The organism is Desulfofundulus australicus DSM 11792 (genome assembly GCF_900129285.1).
GTDB classification, from domain to species: Bacteria; Bacillota; Desulfotomaculia; order Desulfotomaculales; family Desulfovirgulaceae; genus Desulfofundulus; species Desulfofundulus australicus.
The window spans coordinates 18,396-36,160 of sequence record NZ_FQUW01000031.1 but is presented as its reverse complement, the minus strand read 5'-3'; the positions used below and the strand labels follow the sequence as shown (position 1 = coordinate 36,160).

At 45.7% G+C, this 17,765-nt stretch carries 23 protein-coding genes, 1 tRNA gene and 1 riboswitch; of the genes, 4 read left to right on the top strand and 20 right to left on the bottom strand.

Features of this window, described 5'->3' with window-relative positions:
- Window positions 1-633 (bottom strand): IS1634 family transposase (locus BUB44_RS11520; RefSeq protein ID WP_423219793.1); only part of this gene is annotated, 633 nt, incomplete at its 3' end.
- Window positions 634-792: 159 nt separating this feature from the next.
- Between BUB44_RS11520 and BUB44_RS11515 the strand changes: the two genes are divergently transcribed.
- Window positions 793-1,113: a TSUP family transporter gene (locus BUB44_RS11515; protein ID WP_083543225.1), complete on the top strand. Its 321-nt coding sequence runs from the start codon at window positions 793-795 to the stop codon at window positions 1,111-1,113.
- Window positions 1,113-1,967 carry a TIGR02186 family protein gene (locus tag BUB44_RS11510; RefSeq protein WP_073166490.1) on the top strand — a complete coding sequence of 285 codons (855 nt, stop codon included), beginning with the start codon at window positions 1,113-1,115 and terminating at the stop codon, window positions 1,965-1,967. Before BUB44_RS11515 ends, BUB44_RS11510 begins: the two co-directional genes overlap by 1 nt.
- Before the next feature lie 194 nt (window positions 1,968-2,161).
- Here the strand turns inward: BUB44_RS11510 and BUB44_RS11505 are convergent.
- The 3 genes from BUB44_RS11505 to BUB44_RS11495 form a co-directional block, all read right to left on the bottom strand.
- A tRNA-Pro gene (locus BUB44_RS11505) sits at window positions 2,162-2,239 on the bottom strand.
- Between the two features lie 27 nt (window positions 2,240-2,266).
- The gene (locus tag BUB44_RS11500; RefSeq protein ID WP_073166487.1) at window positions 2,267-2,923 is read right to left on the bottom strand and encodes a DUF3786 domain-containing protein; all 657 of its coding nucleotides are present in this window, start codon (window positions 2,921-2,923) and stop codon (window positions 2,267-2,269) included.
- Window positions 2,924-2,960: 37 nt separating this feature from the next.
- On the bottom strand, window positions 2,961-3,392 hold the full coding sequence (locus BUB44_RS11495; RefSeq protein WP_073166494.1) for a hypothetical protein: 432 nt from the start codon (window positions 3,390-3,392) through the stop codon (window positions 2,961-2,963).
- A gap of 238 nt (window positions 3,393-3,630) precedes the next feature.
- On the opposite strand from BUB44_RS11495, the gene BUB44_RS11490 reads away from it, so the two are divergent.
- Entirely contained in the window at window positions 3,631-4,467 is an 837-nt protein-coding gene (locus BUB44_RS11490) for an Asp23/Gls24 family envelope stress response protein (protein ID WP_073166484.1), read from the top strand.
- Window positions 4,468-4,479: 12 nt separating this feature from the next.
- On the opposite strand, the gene BUB44_RS11485 is transcribed toward BUB44_RS11490, so the two are convergent.
- The 16 genes from BUB44_RS11485 to BUB44_RS11410 all read right to left on the bottom strand — a co-directional run bounded on the left by BUB44_RS11485 (window position 4,480) and on the right by BUB44_RS11410 (window position 16,435).
- Window positions 4,480-5,166 carry a cell wall hydrolase gene (locus BUB44_RS11485; protein WP_073166482.1) on the bottom strand — a complete coding sequence of 229 codons (687 nt, stop codon included), beginning with the start codon at window positions 5,164-5,166 and terminating at the stop codon, window positions 4,480-4,482.
- 79 nt (window positions 5,167-5,245) lie between these two features.
- Window positions 5,246-5,863: a precorrin-8X methylmutase gene (locus BUB44_RS11480; RefSeq protein ID WP_073166479.1), complete on the bottom strand. Its 618-nt coding sequence runs from the start codon at window positions 5,861-5,863 to the stop codon at window positions 5,246-5,248.
- Window positions 5,850-6,233 (bottom strand): sirohydrochlorin chelatase, encoded by a 384-nt coding sequence (locus BUB44_RS11475; RefSeq protein WP_073166476.1) that lies wholly within the window; start codon window positions 6,231-6,233, stop codon window positions 5,850-5,852. Before BUB44_RS11475 ends, BUB44_RS11480 begins: the two co-directional genes overlap by 14 nt.
- Window positions 6,230-7,003 (bottom strand): precorrin-6A reductase, encoded by a 774-nt coding sequence (cobK, locus tag BUB44_RS11470; RefSeq protein WP_073166474.1) that lies wholly within the window; start codon window positions 7,001-7,003, stop codon window positions 6,230-6,232. Before cobK ends, BUB44_RS11475 begins: the two co-directional genes overlap by 4 nt.
- Window positions 7,000-7,722, bottom strand: coding sequence for a precorrin-3B C(17)-methyltransferase (cobJ, locus tag BUB44_RS11465; protein WP_073166471.1), 723 nt, complete (start codon window positions 7,720-7,722; stop codon window positions 7,000-7,002). Before cobJ ends, cobK begins: the two co-directional genes overlap by 4 nt.
- Window positions 7,686-8,777 carry a cobalt-precorrin 5A hydrolase gene (locus BUB44_RS11460; protein WP_073166468.1) on the bottom strand — a complete coding sequence of 364 codons (1,092 nt, stop codon included), beginning with the start codon at window positions 8,775-8,777 and terminating at the stop codon, window positions 7,686-7,688. Before BUB44_RS11460 ends, cobJ begins: the two co-directional genes overlap by 37 nt.
- Complete coding sequence (gene cobM, locus BUB44_RS11455) at window positions 8,774-9,529, bottom strand: precorrin-4 C(11)-methyltransferase (RefSeq protein ID WP_073166465.1); 756 nt, start codon at window positions 9,527-9,529, stop codon at window positions 8,774-8,776. The genes BUB44_RS11460 and cobM overlap by 4 nt, the downstream gene beginning before the upstream one ends.
- Before the next feature lie 17 nt (window positions 9,530-9,546).
- A complete protein-coding gene (gene cobI, locus BUB44_RS11450; protein ID WP_073166463.1) occupies window positions 9,547-10,260 on the bottom strand; it encodes a precorrin-2 C(20)-methyltransferase in 714 nt (237 codons plus the stop codon).
- Window positions 10,250-10,789, bottom strand: a complete 540-nt coding sequence (gene cbiT, locus BUB44_RS11445) for a precorrin-6Y C5,15-methyltransferase (decarboxylating) subunit CbiT (RefSeq protein WP_242655966.1) — start codon at window positions 10,787-10,789, stop codon at window positions 10,250-10,252. Before cbiT ends, cobI begins: the two co-directional genes overlap by 11 nt.
- 28 nt (window positions 10,790-10,817) lie before the next feature.
- Complete coding sequence (gene cbiE, locus BUB44_RS11440) at window positions 10,818-11,477, bottom strand: precorrin-6y C5,15-methyltransferase (decarboxylating) subunit CbiE (RefSeq protein ID WP_073166458.1); 660 nt, start codon at window positions 11,475-11,477, stop codon at window positions 10,818-10,820.
- On the bottom strand, window positions 11,459-12,562 hold the full coding sequence (gene cbiD, locus BUB44_RS11435; protein ID WP_073166455.1) for a cobalt-precorrin-5B (C(1))-methyltransferase CbiD: 1,104 nt from the start codon (window positions 12,560-12,562) through the stop codon (window positions 11,459-11,461). The genes cbiE and cbiD overlap by 19 nt, the downstream gene beginning before the upstream one ends.
- 112 nt (window positions 12,563-12,674) lie before the next feature.
- Window positions 12,675-12,937, bottom strand: a riboswitch (cobalamin riboswitch).
- Window positions 12,938-12,950: 13 nt separating this feature from the next.
- On the bottom strand, window positions 12,951-13,694 hold the full coding sequence (locus BUB44_RS11430) for an ATP-binding protein (RefSeq protein ID WP_073166452.1): 744 nt from the start codon (window positions 13,692-13,694) through the stop codon (window positions 12,951-12,953).
- A 20-nt stretch (window positions 13,695-13,714) separates the two neighbouring features.
- The gene (locus BUB44_RS11425; RefSeq protein ID WP_242655965.1) at window positions 13,715-14,488 is read right to left on the bottom strand and encodes a DnaD domain-containing protein; all 774 of its coding nucleotides are present in this window, start codon (window positions 14,486-14,488) and stop codon (window positions 13,715-13,717) included.
- A gap of 68 nt (window positions 14,489-14,556) precedes the next feature.
- Complete coding sequence (locus BUB44_RS11420; protein WP_207545655.1) at window positions 14,557-15,408, bottom strand: histidinol-phosphatase; 852 nt, start codon at window positions 15,406-15,408, stop codon at window positions 14,557-14,559.
- Window positions 15,405-15,941, bottom strand: coding sequence for a cysteine hydrolase family protein (locus BUB44_RS11415; protein ID WP_073166447.1), 537 nt, complete (start codon window positions 15,939-15,941; stop codon window positions 15,405-15,407). The genes BUB44_RS11420 and BUB44_RS11415 overlap by 4 nt, the downstream gene beginning before the upstream one ends.
- Window positions 15,942-16,120: 179 nt before the next feature.
- Window positions 16,121-16,435 carry a YbjQ family protein gene (locus BUB44_RS11410; protein ID WP_027357037.1) on the bottom strand — a complete coding sequence of 105 codons (315 nt, stop codon included), beginning with the start codon at window positions 16,433-16,435 and terminating at the stop codon, window positions 16,121-16,123.
- Window positions 16,436-16,736: 301 nt separating this feature from the next.
- Here BUB44_RS11410 and gap point away from each other — a divergent pair, with 301 nt between their 5' ends.
- Window positions 16,737-17,744 (top strand): type I glyceraldehyde-3-phosphate dehydrogenase, encoded by a 1,008-nt coding sequence (gap, locus tag BUB44_RS11405; RefSeq protein WP_073166445.1) that lies wholly within the window; start codon window positions 16,737-16,739, stop codon window positions 17,742-17,744.
- The last annotated feature ends 21 nt before the right edge of the window (window positions 17,745-17,765 follow it).

Sequence of the window (17,765 nt, the reverse complement as noted above, 5' to 3'; positions counted from 1 at the left end):
TTTGGAATACCCGTATTCCGCCAGACCTTCGGGACCATTTCCAGTGAAGTAGGTGGAGGTGGTGTCCCAGAAAGCCAGATCCAGTTCCAGGTTAAATAGATTTTTCGTTTGCTCAAATAACTCCAGTTCAATGGTTTCCTTATGTAGGATGAGAAAATCCAATGCCCGGTAAAAATGGTGTAACTCCAGTTCCTTAAAGGCGGGCCGGTAGATCTCGTTGACCCATTCGTTGACCGCCCGCTTGGACAATGGATCACTGATACGGTTTAGGACCATGGCGTATATGGCTTCATCAAGAGGACTGGTTATTTCTGTTTTATCAAGAAGGTTTTTGATAATGGCAGCCAGTCCCAGCTTTTCCCACAGGTGTCGGAAGATCAGCTCAGTACCCCATTCTTTTGCCTCTAAAACCATGAGCCTGGCGGCTTCAGCTTGAACCCACCTCTTTTTGGAGAATTTAGCCAGGCTTTCAATTAAACGGTCGAGGCTACCCGACTGGGCATCTTCAATGCGGCCCAGGTTAGCAACAACTTTCTGGCGTACTTTACCGTTTTCACGAACACCTTCAACTATTTGTAAGTACGTCCTTTTGGTGCCATCTTTATTGGCGAAGGTTTTTGTCCTGACAAACATAGCATAATCATTATAACATGGCAATATTGGATATTCAAAGACAGTAAATGGTATACGTGGCACAACATTTTTTGATATTCCCAATATACATCCTTGATTTTACTGGGTTTTCAAGAGTTGATGAAGCCTAAAACCCGCTTTTACTGTCAAAGTTGAGTTATGCTCCCCGTGATGATTTATATTTTGGGTATTCCAACATTGAAAGCCGTAGGTACGAGTTTATTTACGGTGTTATTTACTGCTGCCAATGTTACACTGGTTCAAGCAATGGTAAACAAAACTGTAGACGTTTTGCTGGCCCTCCTGCTGCTTCTAGGGTCAGCCGTTGGTGCTCAGTTGGGAGCACGTATTGGCCGCAGGCTAAAGGGAGAGCAATTGCGCATCGTTTTTTCCCTGGTAGTGCTGGGAGTAATGGTAAAAATGGCTCATGATTTGCTGGCTACTCCCTCCAGCATGATTGTCCTCGGAGGTGGTCATTAATGCGAACAAAATTAATAACAGGTCTGCTTGTTTTAGTCTTACTGCTGGTGTTAAATATCCCTGCCTGGGCTGGAATTGTCAATGTAACTGCCAACCCTGACCGAATTGATATGGGAATAAATTTCAGCGGTCAGCAGATATCCATTTCAGGAACAGCACCTGCCGGCAGTGACATCTATGTTAAGTTAGTTTCACCAACAACAGATGTAAAATTGAACAAAAAAGGTAAAATTGGATTCCTGTGGATGAATACCACTACCGCTACGGTTCAAAATATACCTGCCATGTACCTGGTTTACTCTTCTGCACCTTTGGAGCGTTTGAGCCCGGCATTACAGGAAAAAATGGGTATAGCTCCAGAGTTTCGGATGGTTGGAGACAGGGCCATTATCCTGGAGGCTACCGGTAATCAAACCCATGTGCTGAAGGGTTTACAGGGTAAGGATTATCTGGATGCGCTGTTCAGGATGTACGAGAAAAATGGATTATATGGAATTAAAGAAAATGTCATTCAGCAAGAAGGAGAAAAATTTAATCTGGTTATTATGTTACCAGGTTCATCGGTACCGGGGAATTCTCTAATTACTGCTTATGCAGTTAAAAACGGCCGGATTTTGGGTAGCTCCTCCGTAACTTTGAATATCCGTCCGGTGGGAATGGTTCGTTGGGAAAGAAATACTGCCCGGAATAATGCTTTGCTTTACGGCGTTTGTGCAGTATTAATTGCCATTGTTGCGGGTTTTGTAATTAATTTCTTGTTCCGCTTTCTGGAAAAAAGTTTGGCTTCAGTGGCAAACAGGTTAGGAGGAAAGTTAACGACAGAGAAAAGGGAAATATCCACGGAGATTCATTAAAATTAGTTTATCAAGAAATTTGACCTCACCTTTAGCGCCCGTTTAAAGAGAGGTATTAAGTGATCGAGTATCATTTAAGGGCATTTAAGGTGAGGTCTTATTATTTGAGGTCTTATTATTTTAATATTAACGTTTCTATCCCGGTAAAGATAAACCCGTAAGCCCTCAAGGTATAATAGGCTTACGGGTTTTTCTGGTCGGGATGACAGGATTTGAACCTGCGACCTCACGGTCCCGAACCGTGCGCTCTAGCCAAACTGAGCTACATCCCGTCCGCACAGTATATTATCCTATAGGGTTTAAGAAAAGTCAAGGGTTTTTCCCAACCAGTTTAGGCCTTGCCTTTCCGGTTTGATATACGTAATAAGTTTATGGGCCAGTTCTACACCCAGTACCCAGAGGGCAGCAGTGGTTAGATGAGTTGGCGCGACGGAGTCAAAAAGGATATTTGCCCGGGGTGGAAATTCATCATCACCGGACCAGATGGCCACGGCTAAAGGAAGCTTGGGTAAAGCCGGAATTATGGCACCAGCATCTCCCATATTAACAGGTGTCCCCCCCAGGTATTTTGTGGCGCGATAAAAATCATCCATTCTGGTGTCAAAAGCTTCTGCCAGGGGTTTTAGAGCGTCGGTATAAAAGGGGGCATTATGGAGAGCTCCATACGGCAATTCTAAAAAGGATAACCACTTACCGCGGGGTGGCAAACCGCTAGCCGAACAGAGATACTGGAGAATCAAGGTATGATCATTATAAGATACCTCTTTACGGTTTCCTTGTTTATAAACATTACCGGCAAAATCGATTAAATAATCCTGCCCGAAGTAAGTCAACGAAAATATTTTTTTGTTGCTATCAAAAGTGGCTCCGGTACGTAAGGTAATTAGTTCAGGTTCAACGATTAGTGATTTAAACTTAAGTCTTGCTTCGTTTAAAGCATTAAGCTGCTTGATCATTTCTCCCTCTACCCCGTCCCTTAATTTTATTAGCACCCTAGTGTCCTTTTAAATACAGAATAATGGCTGTAATGATTACTACCAGGAAAAGAACCATGGATAGCCCGCCAAAATTAGTCAGTGCTTTTAAACGAATACCTTCGATCTCAGCCTTTTCGCGCAGATTCTTGTAAACTTCCAGCCGACCGATTACATCCATGACCAGGCTATCAGCCAGGTCGGGATCCCCTCCTTTTTCCAGGAGGCTTTGTACCGTAGTATCCAACCACGTTTGTCGTTCTTCTTCATCCAGGAGAGCAAATTTTTCTTTTAAGAAAAGTTTAAACTCTTTTTCCCTGGGTTTTAATTGTTTAAAATAAATACGCCTTTCCAGGCGGGAAAATTGCCGGATATTTTTACCTAAGAGGGTAACTTCTTGTTCTTGAAGGTTAAACTGTTGACCCAATAATAAAGCAAATTTATATGACAAGGATGTCCCACCCTTCTGGTTTTCCATAAATTTTTTTCTCCATCTCCCCGGGAAGATCCTTTAATGATGTAAATTATTACAATAATTCTTTCGTATTTTTATTTCGTTAATAACCACTCCCTCTTCGCATCAATCTTGCGCATATGAAGGGAGTGGTGACCTGCTAACATATCAGAGAAAAGGAAAGAGGGTTAGTTATGTAGAAGAATTTTTATGAAATTAAATTGGAGGGAATAACGTGGAAGTTTATGCCCTTGTCGGTCCAAGCGGTACCGGAAAAAGTCATCGGGCTATTACAACTGCTCACGAATGTGGTGCGGAATTAATCATTGACGACGGACTTTTAATTAAAGGCAACCGCATTTTAGGGGGAATATCGGCAAAGCGACAGCCTACCCGTATTGGTGCTATAAAAACTGCCCTTTTTATGGATGAAGAGCATGCCCGGCAGGCCAGAGCAGTTCTGGAAGAAGCAAAACCTTCCCGGGTTCTAATACTTGGTACTTCATTGGAGATGGTGGAGAAAATTGCTTTCAGGTTGGGTTTGCCGCCAGTTTCCAGGGTCATCAACATTGAAGAGATAGCTTCTCCTCGGGAAATTCGTCAGGCCCTCGACATGCGCGCCCGTTACAGTAAACATGTCATTCCAGCTCCTACGGTAGAGGTTAAAAAGAGGTTTCCGGAAATATTTGCCGATTCTATAAAGATCTTTTTGGGGCGCCAGAGCCCGCAGGTTAAGCGGAGCTGGCTGGAACAATCAGTGGTACGCCCTGCCTTTACCTGTTACGGCAAATTAACAATTACCACCGGAGCTCTGGTGGCCATTATATCCAGGGTGGCTGAAGAAGTTCCGGGAGTCAAAAGTTCTGGCCGGGTGTATATTAAAAGGGAGACAGATGGGGTATTCATTGAATTGCATCCGGTTTTATACTATGGGTATGTGTTGAACAAAGTAGGCAGGGAAATCCAGCTGGCTGTAAAGGAGCGGGTGGAAGAGATGACTGGCCTGGTAGTTAAATCGGTAAACATTCTGGTGAGGGAATTGCATTTTCCAAAAGGGAAAGAGCCGGCTTAGTTACCGGCTCTTCTAAATCTTTGTGGCAAATACATGGTTGCCTATACGGGTCACCACAGGCAGGGTACGAATCCAGCAGTCTGTGGCTGTATGCGGGTTGTAGAAAAATAAGGCGCCGTTGGTGGGATCTCTTCCAGCCAGGGCTTCTAGAGCAGCATTAATGGCCGTTTCGTCAGGTTCCAGATATATGGAGCCGTCCTGAACCGGTGAAAACTGAAAGACATTGTTGTCTTTCTGAAAAATTACTTCCCGGATGGTTTTGGGAAAACCCGGGCTGGCCAGCCGGTTAAGGATTACAGCCCCCACGGCTACCTGACCGGTAAAACTTTCTCCCCTGGCTTCGGCATGAATCAACCTGGCCAGGAGCAGTAAATCCTCCCTGGATATACCTCCGCGGGAAATTACCGCTGGAAGCTCGCTAAACCGATCCGGTACCAAAAGCACATCACCAGGTCTAATTAAAGAATCCCTGAGTTTGTTAGTTTCCATTAATTTGGCCAGGGAAACATTATGAACCCTGGCAATTTTGTACAGCGTATCTCCTGGCCTGACGGTGTAGCAAAGCATACACTTGTAGCTGGTCAGGTTATTATCATTTCCCCATGATGTGCTGGCTTCCACCTGTTTTGCTGCTAAAAGCCAGGTCAGTGCAACAATTATAGTTACCGCGCCAGCATATCTGGTTAGTCTACTGCCCATTGTGTCCTCCTTTCCGGCTATTAACTATTTTAGACAAGCCGGGGAGGAATTATACACAGGTACTCAGGTAAAGTGAGACTTAAGCCATTAGCAGGAGAGCATTAATTATTGCTGCGGCTATAGTACTGCCACCCCGGGTGCCGATCATGGTAATGTATGGTATCCCAAGGGATATTAATTCTTCTTTGGATTCAGCTGCACCAACAAAACCTACGGGTGTTCCGACTACCAGGGCAGGCCTGACCTGTCCTGCAGATACCAGTCGACACAGAGTAAAAAGAGCTGTAGGGGCATTGCCTATAGCTATAATACCTCCTTCTATTTTGGGAACTCCCAGTTCCATGGCTACCATGGCCCGGGTGGTTCCCCTCATTTGGGCATTTTTAATTACTTCGGGATGGTTGATCAGGCAGATTACTTCCACTCCCAGAGATGCTAGGCGGTTTTTGATAAGGCCACTGCGGACCATGTTTACGTCGGTGAGAATGGGTTTTCCTGCTTTAAGAGCACGCAAACCACTTTCCACGGCCCGGGGGTGAATGCGTATTAACCGGGCACAGGACAGATCACCGGTGGTATGCACAACACGCTTGATGATAGATCTTTCCCCTGCTGGTAGCGTAGCCAGGTCGGGCAGGTTTTCTTCAATTATGCGCATGCTCTCCCTTTCAATGGCTGCAGGATTAAATAATTCCATGCCCTTCGTTAACCTCCTGGATTCGTTCTATTATTATTTCGGCCAATTTTTGGTGGGCACCGATATGACCGGTCATGACAATATCCATATGGGGATAGCGAGTTCTTTCCCTGGCTAAAATTTCGGGTATGTCTTTTTTCATATGTACCCCCTGAGAGAGAAAAAGGGGGACTACCACAACTTTTTTCATTCCCATAGCTGACATCGTAGCCAGGGCTGCCGGTAAATCCGGCTGGTTAAATTGTAAAGATGCTCCCTCCACCAGATCGTAAGAACCATCCCTGGCTACCAGTTCCTTTAAATCCTGCAGGGTGGCCTGGGCCTCTGGAAGGCGGCTACCATGGGCCAGAAGAATGATTCCTGTCTTCATAGCCTATGCAACATCCTTTCGTTATTAATTTTTTTCAACAATTCCTGTCGGCTGGTTACAGAATTATCCGGTACCCGGGGTCTGCTGATTATCACTACCGGCAAACCAAGTTCCAATGCTGCGGCAACCTTGGTATCCGTTCCCCCTATGGTACCACTGTTCTTGGTAACCACTACCTCTGCCTCATATTGTTTAAACAGGGCACGATTCAATTCCAGGCTAAAGGGACCCTGCATGGCTACAATATCGGCAGGGCTCAGCCCCAGCTGCCGGCAGTACTGGATCACTTCTGGTTCAGGGAGCACCCGTACTACCAGTCGTGCTCCATGCTGGCGGGCGGTGTTTAAAAAGATGTTTAGAGTTTTGCTACCCGTGGTCAGGAAAATTACTTTACCATGTCTTACGGCCTGTTGGGCTGCTTCCTCGTAACTGTTGGTGCAATGAATTAGCGGGTGCTGGGGCAGGCTGCTTTCCTCACGCTGGTAACGTAAATAGGGAATTTGCGTCCTGGCACAGGCCTGACGGGCATTTTCTGATACCTGCTGGGCGTAGGGGTGGGTGGCATCAATCAGAAGCTTAATATGGCGATTCTTAATCAGGGCTACCATATCATTTATGGACAGCCTGCCGATAATGACTTCGGCACCGTGCCGGGTCAACAGTTCTCCCCCATAAGGCGTGGTTGCAGAAGCCAGAACATTGTAGCCATGATTTATAAGGTCCTGAACAATCAAGCGCCCGTCGGCAGTTCCGCTTAAAACCAGAATCATAGCACATATCCCCTGGGTGTAACCAGGTAGTTATCCAGTTTTTTAGTTTGGTTGTTACCAACGATTAAAATACTGAACATATCCAGGGAATGAGAAAGCAGGTTTTCCAGATCTGTTATAATCACTTCTTCCTCTTCGCGATAAGCCTGGCGAACTATCCCTACCGGTGTGCTGGCGTTTTTGTATTGAAGCAAGATTTCCCTGGCCCTCTGGATTTGAAATTTTCTCCTATGGCTGGCCGGGTTATACAGTACTATTACGAAATCTCCCTGAGCAGCCAGGGCCAGCCTCTTTTCTATAAGTTCCCATGGGGTTAAAAGATCACTTAAGCTAATTACCACGAAATCATGCATTAAAGGTGCACCCAGTAATGCTGCTGCCGCGGTAGCAGCGGTAATGCCGGGGATGATCTCTACTTCAACCAGGTCATGCAATTTTTCCTGATATAGAATTTCCAGGGCCAGCCCGGCCATGCCATAAACCCCGGGATCCCCGCTTGAAACCAGGGCAACTTTTCGTCCCTTTTGAGCCTGTGCAATGGCTGCGCGGCAACGTTCAACTTCACGGGTCATACCCGTACTGATAATTTCTTTTCCTTCCACCAGGGGAGCAATGAGTTGAACGTAGGTTTTGTATCCAACGATAATATCTGCTTCCTGCAGAACTCTAAGTGCTTTGGGACTTAAATAATCGGTACTTCCCGGTCCTGTTCCCACCACCCATAACTTTCCTCGGCTAACGCTACCGTCACGCCCTCCCGGCTTGTTTTGGGGAGGATCAGTCTGGCGTGGTGAGCAGCAGCCAGCAGAGCAACCGGTTCGCATACACCACCAACTCCTATCCTTTTCTGAACAAAAGAAGAATGTTGAAGATTTTTCACACGGGAAAATATGGATTGGATTTGTTCCCTTGAAAAACTCACCAGGGGGATTCCCATTTCCCGGGCAACCTGCTGCAAACCACGTTCCTGTACCCGCAGGTCTATTGTTGCCAGTAGACGCAGGCTGGTAGGGCTGCGCCGGGCGAGTTTCAGGGCATGTAATAGGGCTTCTTTAATCTTTTCCGGATCAATTTCCTTCCGGCAACCAATACCGGCTATAAGGTTTCGTGGTCTTAGAAAAAGGGTTTTTTCATGGGGCAACGAAATCTCGCGGTTAGTTATAACTACCAGCCAACCCGGCGGTCTGGTAATGGGCAATTTGTCCCATGGAATCAGCTTAAAGCCCTGCATTGGAGGAAAAGGCAGTGGAAATTCGCTGCAAAACGCAACCATCTCACCATTTACCAGTGCCGCATTTACCTGTTTTACAGCGTTAAATGGTTCCATAACCAGGGTATATTTACGGGCCAAGACATCTACTGAAGGCAGGCCGTTTACGTCCGTAGCAGTGGTGATTACCGGTATGGCCTGGAAAGCTCCAGCCAGATCCTGGGCCAGCTCATTGGCTCCCCCCAGGTGGCCGCTTAAAGTGCTGATCACGAACTGGCCTTTTTCATCCATAACCACCACTGCAGGATCAGAACGCTTGTCCTTAATTAAAGGAGCAAGTAACCTGACCACAATACCCAGGGCCATGATAAAGATCAAACCCTGGCACCGGTAAAATTCTTCTGCCACTATCCGGGATACAGGACCGTTGAAAGGTTCACCTTCTCCCGGAAAACGGCCGGGCCTGAACAAGCGCACCTGGTGTCCCTCGTTTATTAAATGCCGGGATACCTTTGCCGCCAGCTCTGTACCATTTTTAGTAATGGCAAATATAGCGATGTTCATTTCCTGCTGTTCCGGTAGCTGTGGTCAAAATGGGGGTCATAGAGCCGCGACAACTGGTAGGAAGAATTAAAAACATCTCCTACCAGAACCAGGGCGGTGCGGGTAATACCTGCATTCTTAACCTGTTCAGCAATATCTGCCAGCGTTCCCCGCAGCAAGCGTTCTTCAGGCCACGAAACCTTTTCTATCACCAGTACCGGGGTTTGGGGAGAATAACCTCCAGCAAGTAATTCTTCCACCAACCGTTCTATCTGGTGAACGGAAAGAAAGATACACATGGTACACTGATGACGGGCCAGTTCCTTAAGCTTTTCTTGTTCTGGAACCGGGGTGCGTCCTTCCATCCGGGTAAGGATTATTGTTTGGGTTACGCCTGGTAAAGTCAGCTCATGGGGAATGGCGGCTGCAGCAGCCAGAAAGGAGCTTACTCCTGGTACAACCTTAAAAGGTATGTTCTGGGACATCAGAGCATCCATCTGTTCCTGTATGGCTCCATATAAAGCAGGGTCACCGGTATGCAGTCGAACCACGGTTAATTGCTTCAGGTGTGCCCTGCGCATTACGGCCAGTATTTCCTCTCGGGTCATGGTGGCACTATTATAAATATCTGCACCTGGTTTGCAATAATTTAATATTTTGGGATTAACCAGGGAGCCGGTGTAAATAACAACATCAGCTTCCTGCAGTAACTTTGCTCCCTTAATAGTTATCAGTTCAGGATCTCCCGGTCCGGCACCAACAAAATAAATCATTTATTGCCCCCCTTAAATTAACGGCCTTTTAAGTTCCGGAGGATGAGTATTGACATATAGTCAAGATTTTTTCCAGCAAATTCGGTTATTTCCCGGCTTATCAATTGATCGGGGTAACCACAACGGCTTACCAGGACGGCATGATTTATTAAATTTTTTTTGTGTAAAATTTCCAAAATCTTATCGAAATGGCGGTTTATTTTCATCAGTACCACGTTATCAAAGGTATCCAGGGTCTCTTCCAGTCGCTTAAGATTATTAACTGCCGGTATTACTGCCAGGTCTTCATCTCCTGTAGCCAGTGGTTCTCCCAGTGCGGCTGCACATGCGCTCATGGCAGTGACCCCCGGAATGGTTTCTACCGGTAGCCAGGGATAATTTTTTTGCAGGTAAGCCTGTATATAGCCATAAGTGCTATAAAACATGGAGTCACCAATGGTAATAAAAGCTACCTTGTTTCCCTGTTGTACCAGTTGTGCTACTTTTTCCCCGGCTATGGCCCAATGTTCTTCTAATATTTGCTTGTTTCTGGACATGGGAAAAGTTAATTCGATAGTTAGGATTTGATGCTTGATTATCTTATTGACCACTGACAAAGCCAGGCTTTCCCGGTCAGCTGATGATTTAGGAACACATACTACATCTACATTTTGTAATATGCGATAAGCTTTTAGGGTAAGTAGCTCTGGATCCCCGGGGCCAACTCCGATACCATAAAACTTACCCGCCACCCTCATCTCCCTCCTTTTGGACAGCAATGATCCACACCGGGTTTAAAGCATGCAGCAGATGATAATTGCCGCGGGAAACCGCACGGGTAACAGATACCTGTACCACTTCCTTTTTCCATGGCAGTTGGTCGAGCAAAACCAGGATGCGGGTGAGTGTTTCCAGGGTTAAGGCGTTAATGACCACTCTTGCTCCAGGATTAAGTCTTATTTGCAGCAGGTTTATTATCTCTTCCAGCTTTCCGCCCGAGCCACCGATGAAGACCCTTTGGGGAACGGGAAGGGGGAGCAACGCTTCTGGAGCGCGACCTTCAATTACCTTTATATTTTTCAGGTCGAACTGGTATATGTTTTTACGGATTAGCTCTCTTGCAACAGGGTTCTGCTCGATGGCATAAACAGTGCCGTTGCCTATTAGCCTTGCCGCTTCTATGGCAAGGGAGCCGGTACCGCTGCCAATATCCCACACAACCTGGCCTGGCCCTAATCGTGCTTTGGCCAGGGTGACGGTACGAACTTCTTCCTTGGTCATGGGAATATCGCCGCGAATAAAAAATTCATCAGGAATTCCCGGAGTCGTGTAAGGCCAGGACTTTCTCATCTATAATCACCATAACACAATTTTTTTGCCCGGATAGATCCATACAGGCTAGTTCACCGGCTGTGGTTTCCAGGATTTTTTCTTCCGGATAACTCAAATTACAACAAACAAAAATTTTTCGGTTGATTATACCTGCTTCTAAGAGCATGCTGGCTATGCGGCTGGGTGAACTTCTCGGGTCGGTAAAAAGGGCTACTTTTTTATGGTCGTGCACCAGCTGAATCAAGTCTTCAACTGGTCTTCCGTGAGCACTTGTAATCAGGGCATCGTGCCAGGGCAGGGCCAGGCGGGCGAAGGCCAGTTGCACAGAACTGACACCAGGAATTACTTCCAGTTCCTCTACAGAAAAGTATTGACGCAGGTACTGCAGAATACCATATAAACCGGGGTCGCCGGAGGCTATAACGGCTACTCCTTCTTCCCGGTGTCGATTGATAAAATCAACCATGGCCTTAAGGTTATTTTTAATGATAAACGTTTTTTGTCTACCATTGGCTAAAAGAGAAAGGTGGCGAATGCCGCCTACCAGCACCCCGGCTTCGGCCAGAGCCTTTTGGGCTGCGGGAGTAAGGTAATCCTGGTGGCCCGGGCCCACCCCAATTATTTTAATTCGCGGCATCCCAGTGCCCTCCCTATTTCCCGGGCATGATGGTCCCATCCCAGGATTTTGCCATCTAAGGTCAAGAATACCGTTCCCACCAGCAAGCGGTGGTGGACGTACTCCATGGCTCGCTGGCTGGCCCGGCTAGCCAGCTGATGGTATATGCCCAATAAATTATGTTCAGCCAGGAGATCTACTACACTTTCAATAGTGCCGGCTTCCATAATATGAGCAATCAGGGTTCTGTCTGCTCCCATCAGGGCAGCATAACTGGCCAGCGTTTCTCGCCGGGCATCGGCTATGCGGCTGTGGGTGTGAAATATTCCAGCTGCAACTTTTAACAATTTGCCATGATGTCCCCAGAGGAGAACGCCGGAAAAGCCTTTTTCTACACAGTTTTCCAGCATGAACCCCACGAAATTACTCATTTCCACCACGGCATCGGCTGGAAACCCGTATTTATTAACTGCCGTCCGAACCCCCATTTGTCCGGGAGTAAGAACAACCTGGTTAAAACCCGCTGCCCTGGCTACGTCCAGCAGTGGTAATAGAGAATCTTTAAAAGCTTCTTCGGACATGGGCCGAACTATCCCCGTTGTTCCCAATATGGATATACCTCCTACAATCCCCAGGCGGGGGTTCAGGGTGCGCCTGGCCACCAGCTCTCCTCCGGGTACGCTGACCGTAAGTTCCACTCCCCGATTGGGAGGAAGGATGCTGTTTACCGCTTCCCTGATCATTTGCCTTGGAACAGGGTTAATGGCTGGCTCTCCTACTGCCACTGCCAGACCCCGTTTGGTAACCCGTCCTACACCGGGTCCCCCGCGGAGCTGGATCCCTTTTTTAGTGGGGCGAGCTTCTACTACAACTGGGAGGCCGTGGGTAACGTCGGGATCATCCCCCCCGTCTTTAATTACTACTGCCCTTGTGCCACCGGGTATTTTTTCCAGCTTATGGATTGGTACCCTGATTAACTGGCCAGTTGGATTTACCAGGGTAACTTCACCAGGCTTGGTATCATGATAAAGTAATTCTGTAGCCGCACGGGCTGCTGCAGCAGCACATGCTCCGGTGGTAATTCCGTTACGTAAAGATTTAGTCACTTCATTTTTCCTCCTGAAAAAAACACGCCCGGCAAAAGAAGGGCGTGTTAGGTTTCATTACGCCTGCTATCTTTCGCGCGAAGATAGATAGGCCTTTACTGAACTTGAAAAGTTCAGTTTTAAGGGGCAGGCAGGTCTCCTGGCTCGCGGATCATCAGATAACCGCGCCTTCCCGGTCAATACTCACAATAAATATTGTAAAATCACAACAAATTGTTGAAAAATATCTTTTTAGCTTTCCAGTGAGTATATAACCAGTGGCAATTTGCGGCTCCTCCCCGGTTACAGTGGCGGGACCGCGCCGGCTCAAGCAGGTTAGCTGCTCCCCGGTCTTCCCTATTATCCCCCGAGGGGACCCGCCCCTAATATTTAGTTTTTCCTTTTCAGACTAGCTGTCCTGGAGTTTTTCCCTGCGTTTGATCATTCGTATATCATCTTCTACCGATAATCGACAGGGCCAGCACATTTGGCAAATGCGGGACGCAGTTCTTTCCCCCAGATATTCACCCAGGTTTTCCAGGCTGATATTGGTGGTGATGATTACGGGAAGACGGTGATTAACGCGGTAATTTAATATAGAGTAAAGTTTATTTTTAGCCCATTCAGTATAATTATGGGCTCCCAAATCATCCAAAAATAAGAGAGGCACTTCCCTTGCCGTATCCAGCAGGTCTTTTTCCGAATAATGTTCTATTATCTGGCGGTTTTGATCATAAGTAGAGCGCAGGCGATCGAGTAAATCAGGTACGACGACAAACAATAATACTGTTTCTGCTTCCAGTAAAGCGTTTGCTATACATGCCGCCAGGTATGTTTTCCCACTTCCAACGGGACCTGTAATTAAAAGGCCGTCGATATGCCGGTTTTTTTTAAAGTTTTGGACGAATTCCACTGCTGCTTGAAAGGTACGCCTGGCTAACTCGTAATAAGTTATTTTTCGTTCCGGATCTATTCTGAATTTGGAATAATACTTGAAGTCAAATTTATCAAAAGTATGATTACGTAACCCTTCTGGCAATCCAGCTTCTTTAAAACGGTTGAGGATAGCTTTTTGCTTGCTACAGGAGCAGGGAAAAGCCACGTTATTTTTTATCACTATACCCCGGTCATTACATACAGGGCAGGCCTTCATTGGCCAGCATCCTTTCTCCCTCAGCTAAGATATAGGGTTTTTAAAAGCGCTTTTTTACGCTCGTCTACCTTTGGTGTGGTATTTTTAGAACGTCGTTTCTTAAACTGTGCATCATAGGCGTTTATTTCTTCCAGAGTTTGGAGATTATTCTTTTTCCACTCCAGAATAATACTATCAATATATTTAAAATTATGCTTTCCCCTCAAGACAGCCCGGCGCAGGGCTTCTAAAACCAGCGTAGGGTTTAATTCCTCAATCCATTGCTGTATTTGTTCTACCTCCATAGGGGAAACAGGACGCCCGAACTCCTGTTCAAATGCCTTTATAATTAATGCAAATTCCGGAGAATTGGCTTCCATCCGGGTTCTTTTTTCCAGCAAGCAGCGGGTACGCTCTATTTCCCTGACCCTGATACTGGCCCAGATCTCTGAAAGCTTTTCCAGCAACGGTTCAAAATCGTACCCACTCAGGATTTGATCCTTATTTTCATCGTAATACTGAGTTACAGCCAGGACCTCTTTTTCTAACAACCTGTTTAGATTTTGCTGTATCCGGGTTACATCCTGGGACGTACACTCAGCCAGCGCAGAAGCGGAAGGAAGTAAATTTTTTTCCTCTATCTGTAACCTTAAAAGTTGAATGAGAAGGATCATTTCTTCATCGGTTATATCAAGGTGGCGATATAAGCGAAGCAAAAGGTTGGGAACAGCTGTAATGCCCTGGAGTAAAAGATCTGTTCCAAAGGCAGCGGTAATATTTCCCTCACGGTATCTTTTTACCGTTCTACCGCTCATCATGACTTTCCTCCCTGTTAGTGAATATTTTATGGTAAGGGAGGAAGTTTGTCCAGATAAAAAAAACCTTATAAGGGGCAGGGTTGACGAGCAGTAAATGTATATACTGCTAACCCCATTTCTTTTAGCATAATTATCGCCTGCTTTATATATGCTCCCAGTTCTGAAAGCCGGTGCGCGTCAGAGCCAACGGTAAATACTTTCACACCATACTCACGGGCCAGGAAAAGAATTTCCCTGCTGGGATGAAACTCGCTTAGCCCCCGTTTTATGCTGGAGGTGTTTACTTCCAGGCCAATTTTTTTTCGTGCCATATCCTTCAGTATAGGCTCGATCTTTCCCTGATGGGCATCTATTAAAGTTTTACCCCAGAAGCGTTCACCATGACGGCGATAAAGATCCAGGTGAGCTATACAATCAAAAAGGTTACAATTTACTGCATCCTGTAATATCTGGAAATATTCGTTTAATGCCTCATCTACAGTATGAGAGGAAAAGTACTGCTGGCTTTCTTTCCAGGAAGATATGGACTGGTGAGCAAGGCAATGTATTGAACCCAGTACATAATCGAATGGATAACTGGTAATAATTTTTTCTATTCTTTCCTCACAACCCCGTATATACCCAATTTCCACGCCGGCTTTAATTTTTAAATGTGTACTTCGTAATTGGTTTCGAGCATTTTCAATTTCAAAGAAGTAATTGTCAAGCCAGCTCAGGTCTTCCATGGGATGAAATTTTCCTTCTACCCGCACAAACCAATCTTTTTGCCTGCGCACCGGGTCCACTTCCAGATGGGGGGTAAAACAGATTTCTTTCAATTCAAGTTTTAATGCCCTCTGACAATATTCCAGAATGCTTTGGTCTTCGGCATCAATGGAATAACCCGGATGTATATGGTAGTCCAGGAGATATATCATTCAACAATCTCCGCTCCTAAAACTGTTTCCATTTGTTTTAATGCCCAAAGATGAGCTTCTTCATCAAAACTGGCTACACCTTTAGAATATACTATGGTTCGGTAATCCCTATTCCGCAATTCCTCTACAGTGTATAAAACGCAGATATTGGTGCAAACGCCTACAATGTGGACTGCGACTGGATTAAGGTCTTCCAAAATTTTACTCAAATTGGTCCGGTAAAAACCACTATAACGTGTTTTGGGAACTTTAATGGCAAAGGGGTATTCTTCAATCAGCGATGCCAGTTCATCAATAAGGCTTGCTCCCGGAGTACCGTAAACGCAATGGATGGGAAAACGGGAGAATTCCGGATCTTCTGGTGAATGAGCATCCATAATAAAAATTATCGGTTCCTGCTGGTTCATGAACTCTTTCACTTTTTCCACCACAAACGGGACAATCTTTCTGCCGTTTTTACCGCAATTTAATGTTCCGTTACTATCAATAAAGTCCTTTAGCATATCTATTACCATTAAAACATGGCGAGGCATAAATATCCCTCCTTATATTAAACTTGTTGCTATTACTAAATCTGTTAATACTAAAACCATTAGTATTTTAACATATCTTTTTCAATACTGGTAGGTACAGTAGAAAAACCCAGTGCCCCTGGCAAAATATAACACGTTAAAATCCTTTATAACCTAATCCTGGCACTCTGGTAATATTTTTATTCAACCTTCACTGCTGTACCACTGGCTGTAACCATGAGCATACCTTCCCGAATTACTTCATAATCAAGATCAATACCGATTACCGCATTGGCTCCCAACCGCCGGGCCTGGGTGGTCATTTCTTCCAGGGCAATCTGGCGGGCCTGGGATAGTTTTGTTTCATAAGCTCCAGATCGACCTCCTACAATGTCGGTAATGGTGGCAAATAAATCCCGTACTATATTAGCACCCATTATTGCTTCACCGGTCACGATGCCCAAATAAGCCAAAATTTTTTTCCCCTCTACATTGGGAGTGGTTGTTAAAATCATATAACAGACCTCCTCACTACAGGATATATTAATAGGAGCCGGGTTTCTTTAAGGGATTATTTGCGTACGATAATTTCACTATTTACAGTATAAAGTCCATATTTTATTAACCATAAGTGTTATTATATATTATTTTATAAAAAAATTGACGGGTAATTCTGGATTCTGAACTAACTATTGCATTTAAAGGATAGTCTATGATATTTTTTATTTTACACAAGGTAAATATACCGGATAAGCATTAAACTTTAACATTTGGAAAAAATAGAACGTGTAGCTATCCTGAAGAGGGGTGAACTGTATGACGGTAAGACTTGGAATTAACGGCTTTGGTCGTATAGGCCGCAATGTGTTTCGAGCTGCTTTAAATCATCCGGAAATAGAAGTTGTGGCAGTTAATGACCTGACTGATGCTGCTACACTGGCTCATTTACTTAAGTATGATTCTGTTCACGGGATCTGTCGTGGCGAGGTGGAAGCAGTTGACGACGGTTTCATTGTTAACGGCAGAAAAGTCAAGGTGTTCTCGGAGAAAGATCCCGGTAAATTGCCCTGGGGCGAGCTGGGGGTTGAAATAGTGGTGGAATCTACCGGTCGTTTTACCGCCCGGGAAGATGCCGCCAAACACCTGGAAAGTGGGGCGAAAAAAGTGTTAATCAGCGCCCCTGCCAAAAACGAAGATATAACCATAGTCATGGGTGTAAACGAAGATAAATACGATCCTGCCCGGCACAAAGTTATATCCTGTGCTTCCTGCACCACGAACTGCCTGGCACCGGTTGTCAAAGTGTTGCATAACCGCTTTGGTATTGTGCGGGGCCTAATGACTACCGTTCATTCATACACTAACGATCAGCAGATTTTAGACCTGCCCCATAAAGATCTAAGACGTGCCCGTGCAGCAGCCCTGTCCATCATTCCTACCACCACTGGTGCCGCTAAGGCTGTAGCTCTTGTTTTGCCTGAATTAAAGGGCAAGCTCAATGGGATGGCCATGCGAGTACCTACTCCCAATGTTTCTGTAGTCGACCTGGTAGCCGAGCTTTCCCGGCCTGCGACAAAAGAAGAAATTAACAGTGCATTAAAGGAAGCGGCTCAGGGCGAACTCAAAGGAATTATGGATTACTGTGAAGTTCCCCTGGTTTCCAGAGATTTTAACGGTAATCCCCATTCCTCAATTATTGACGCTCTTTCCACCATGGTCATTGATGGTATTCTGGTTAAAGTAGTGGCCTGGTATGACAATGAGTGGGGCTACTCAAACCGGGTAGTTGATACTGCTCTGTATTTATCCCGCCGAGGGCTTTAAGGATCTTTTATAAAAATTTTA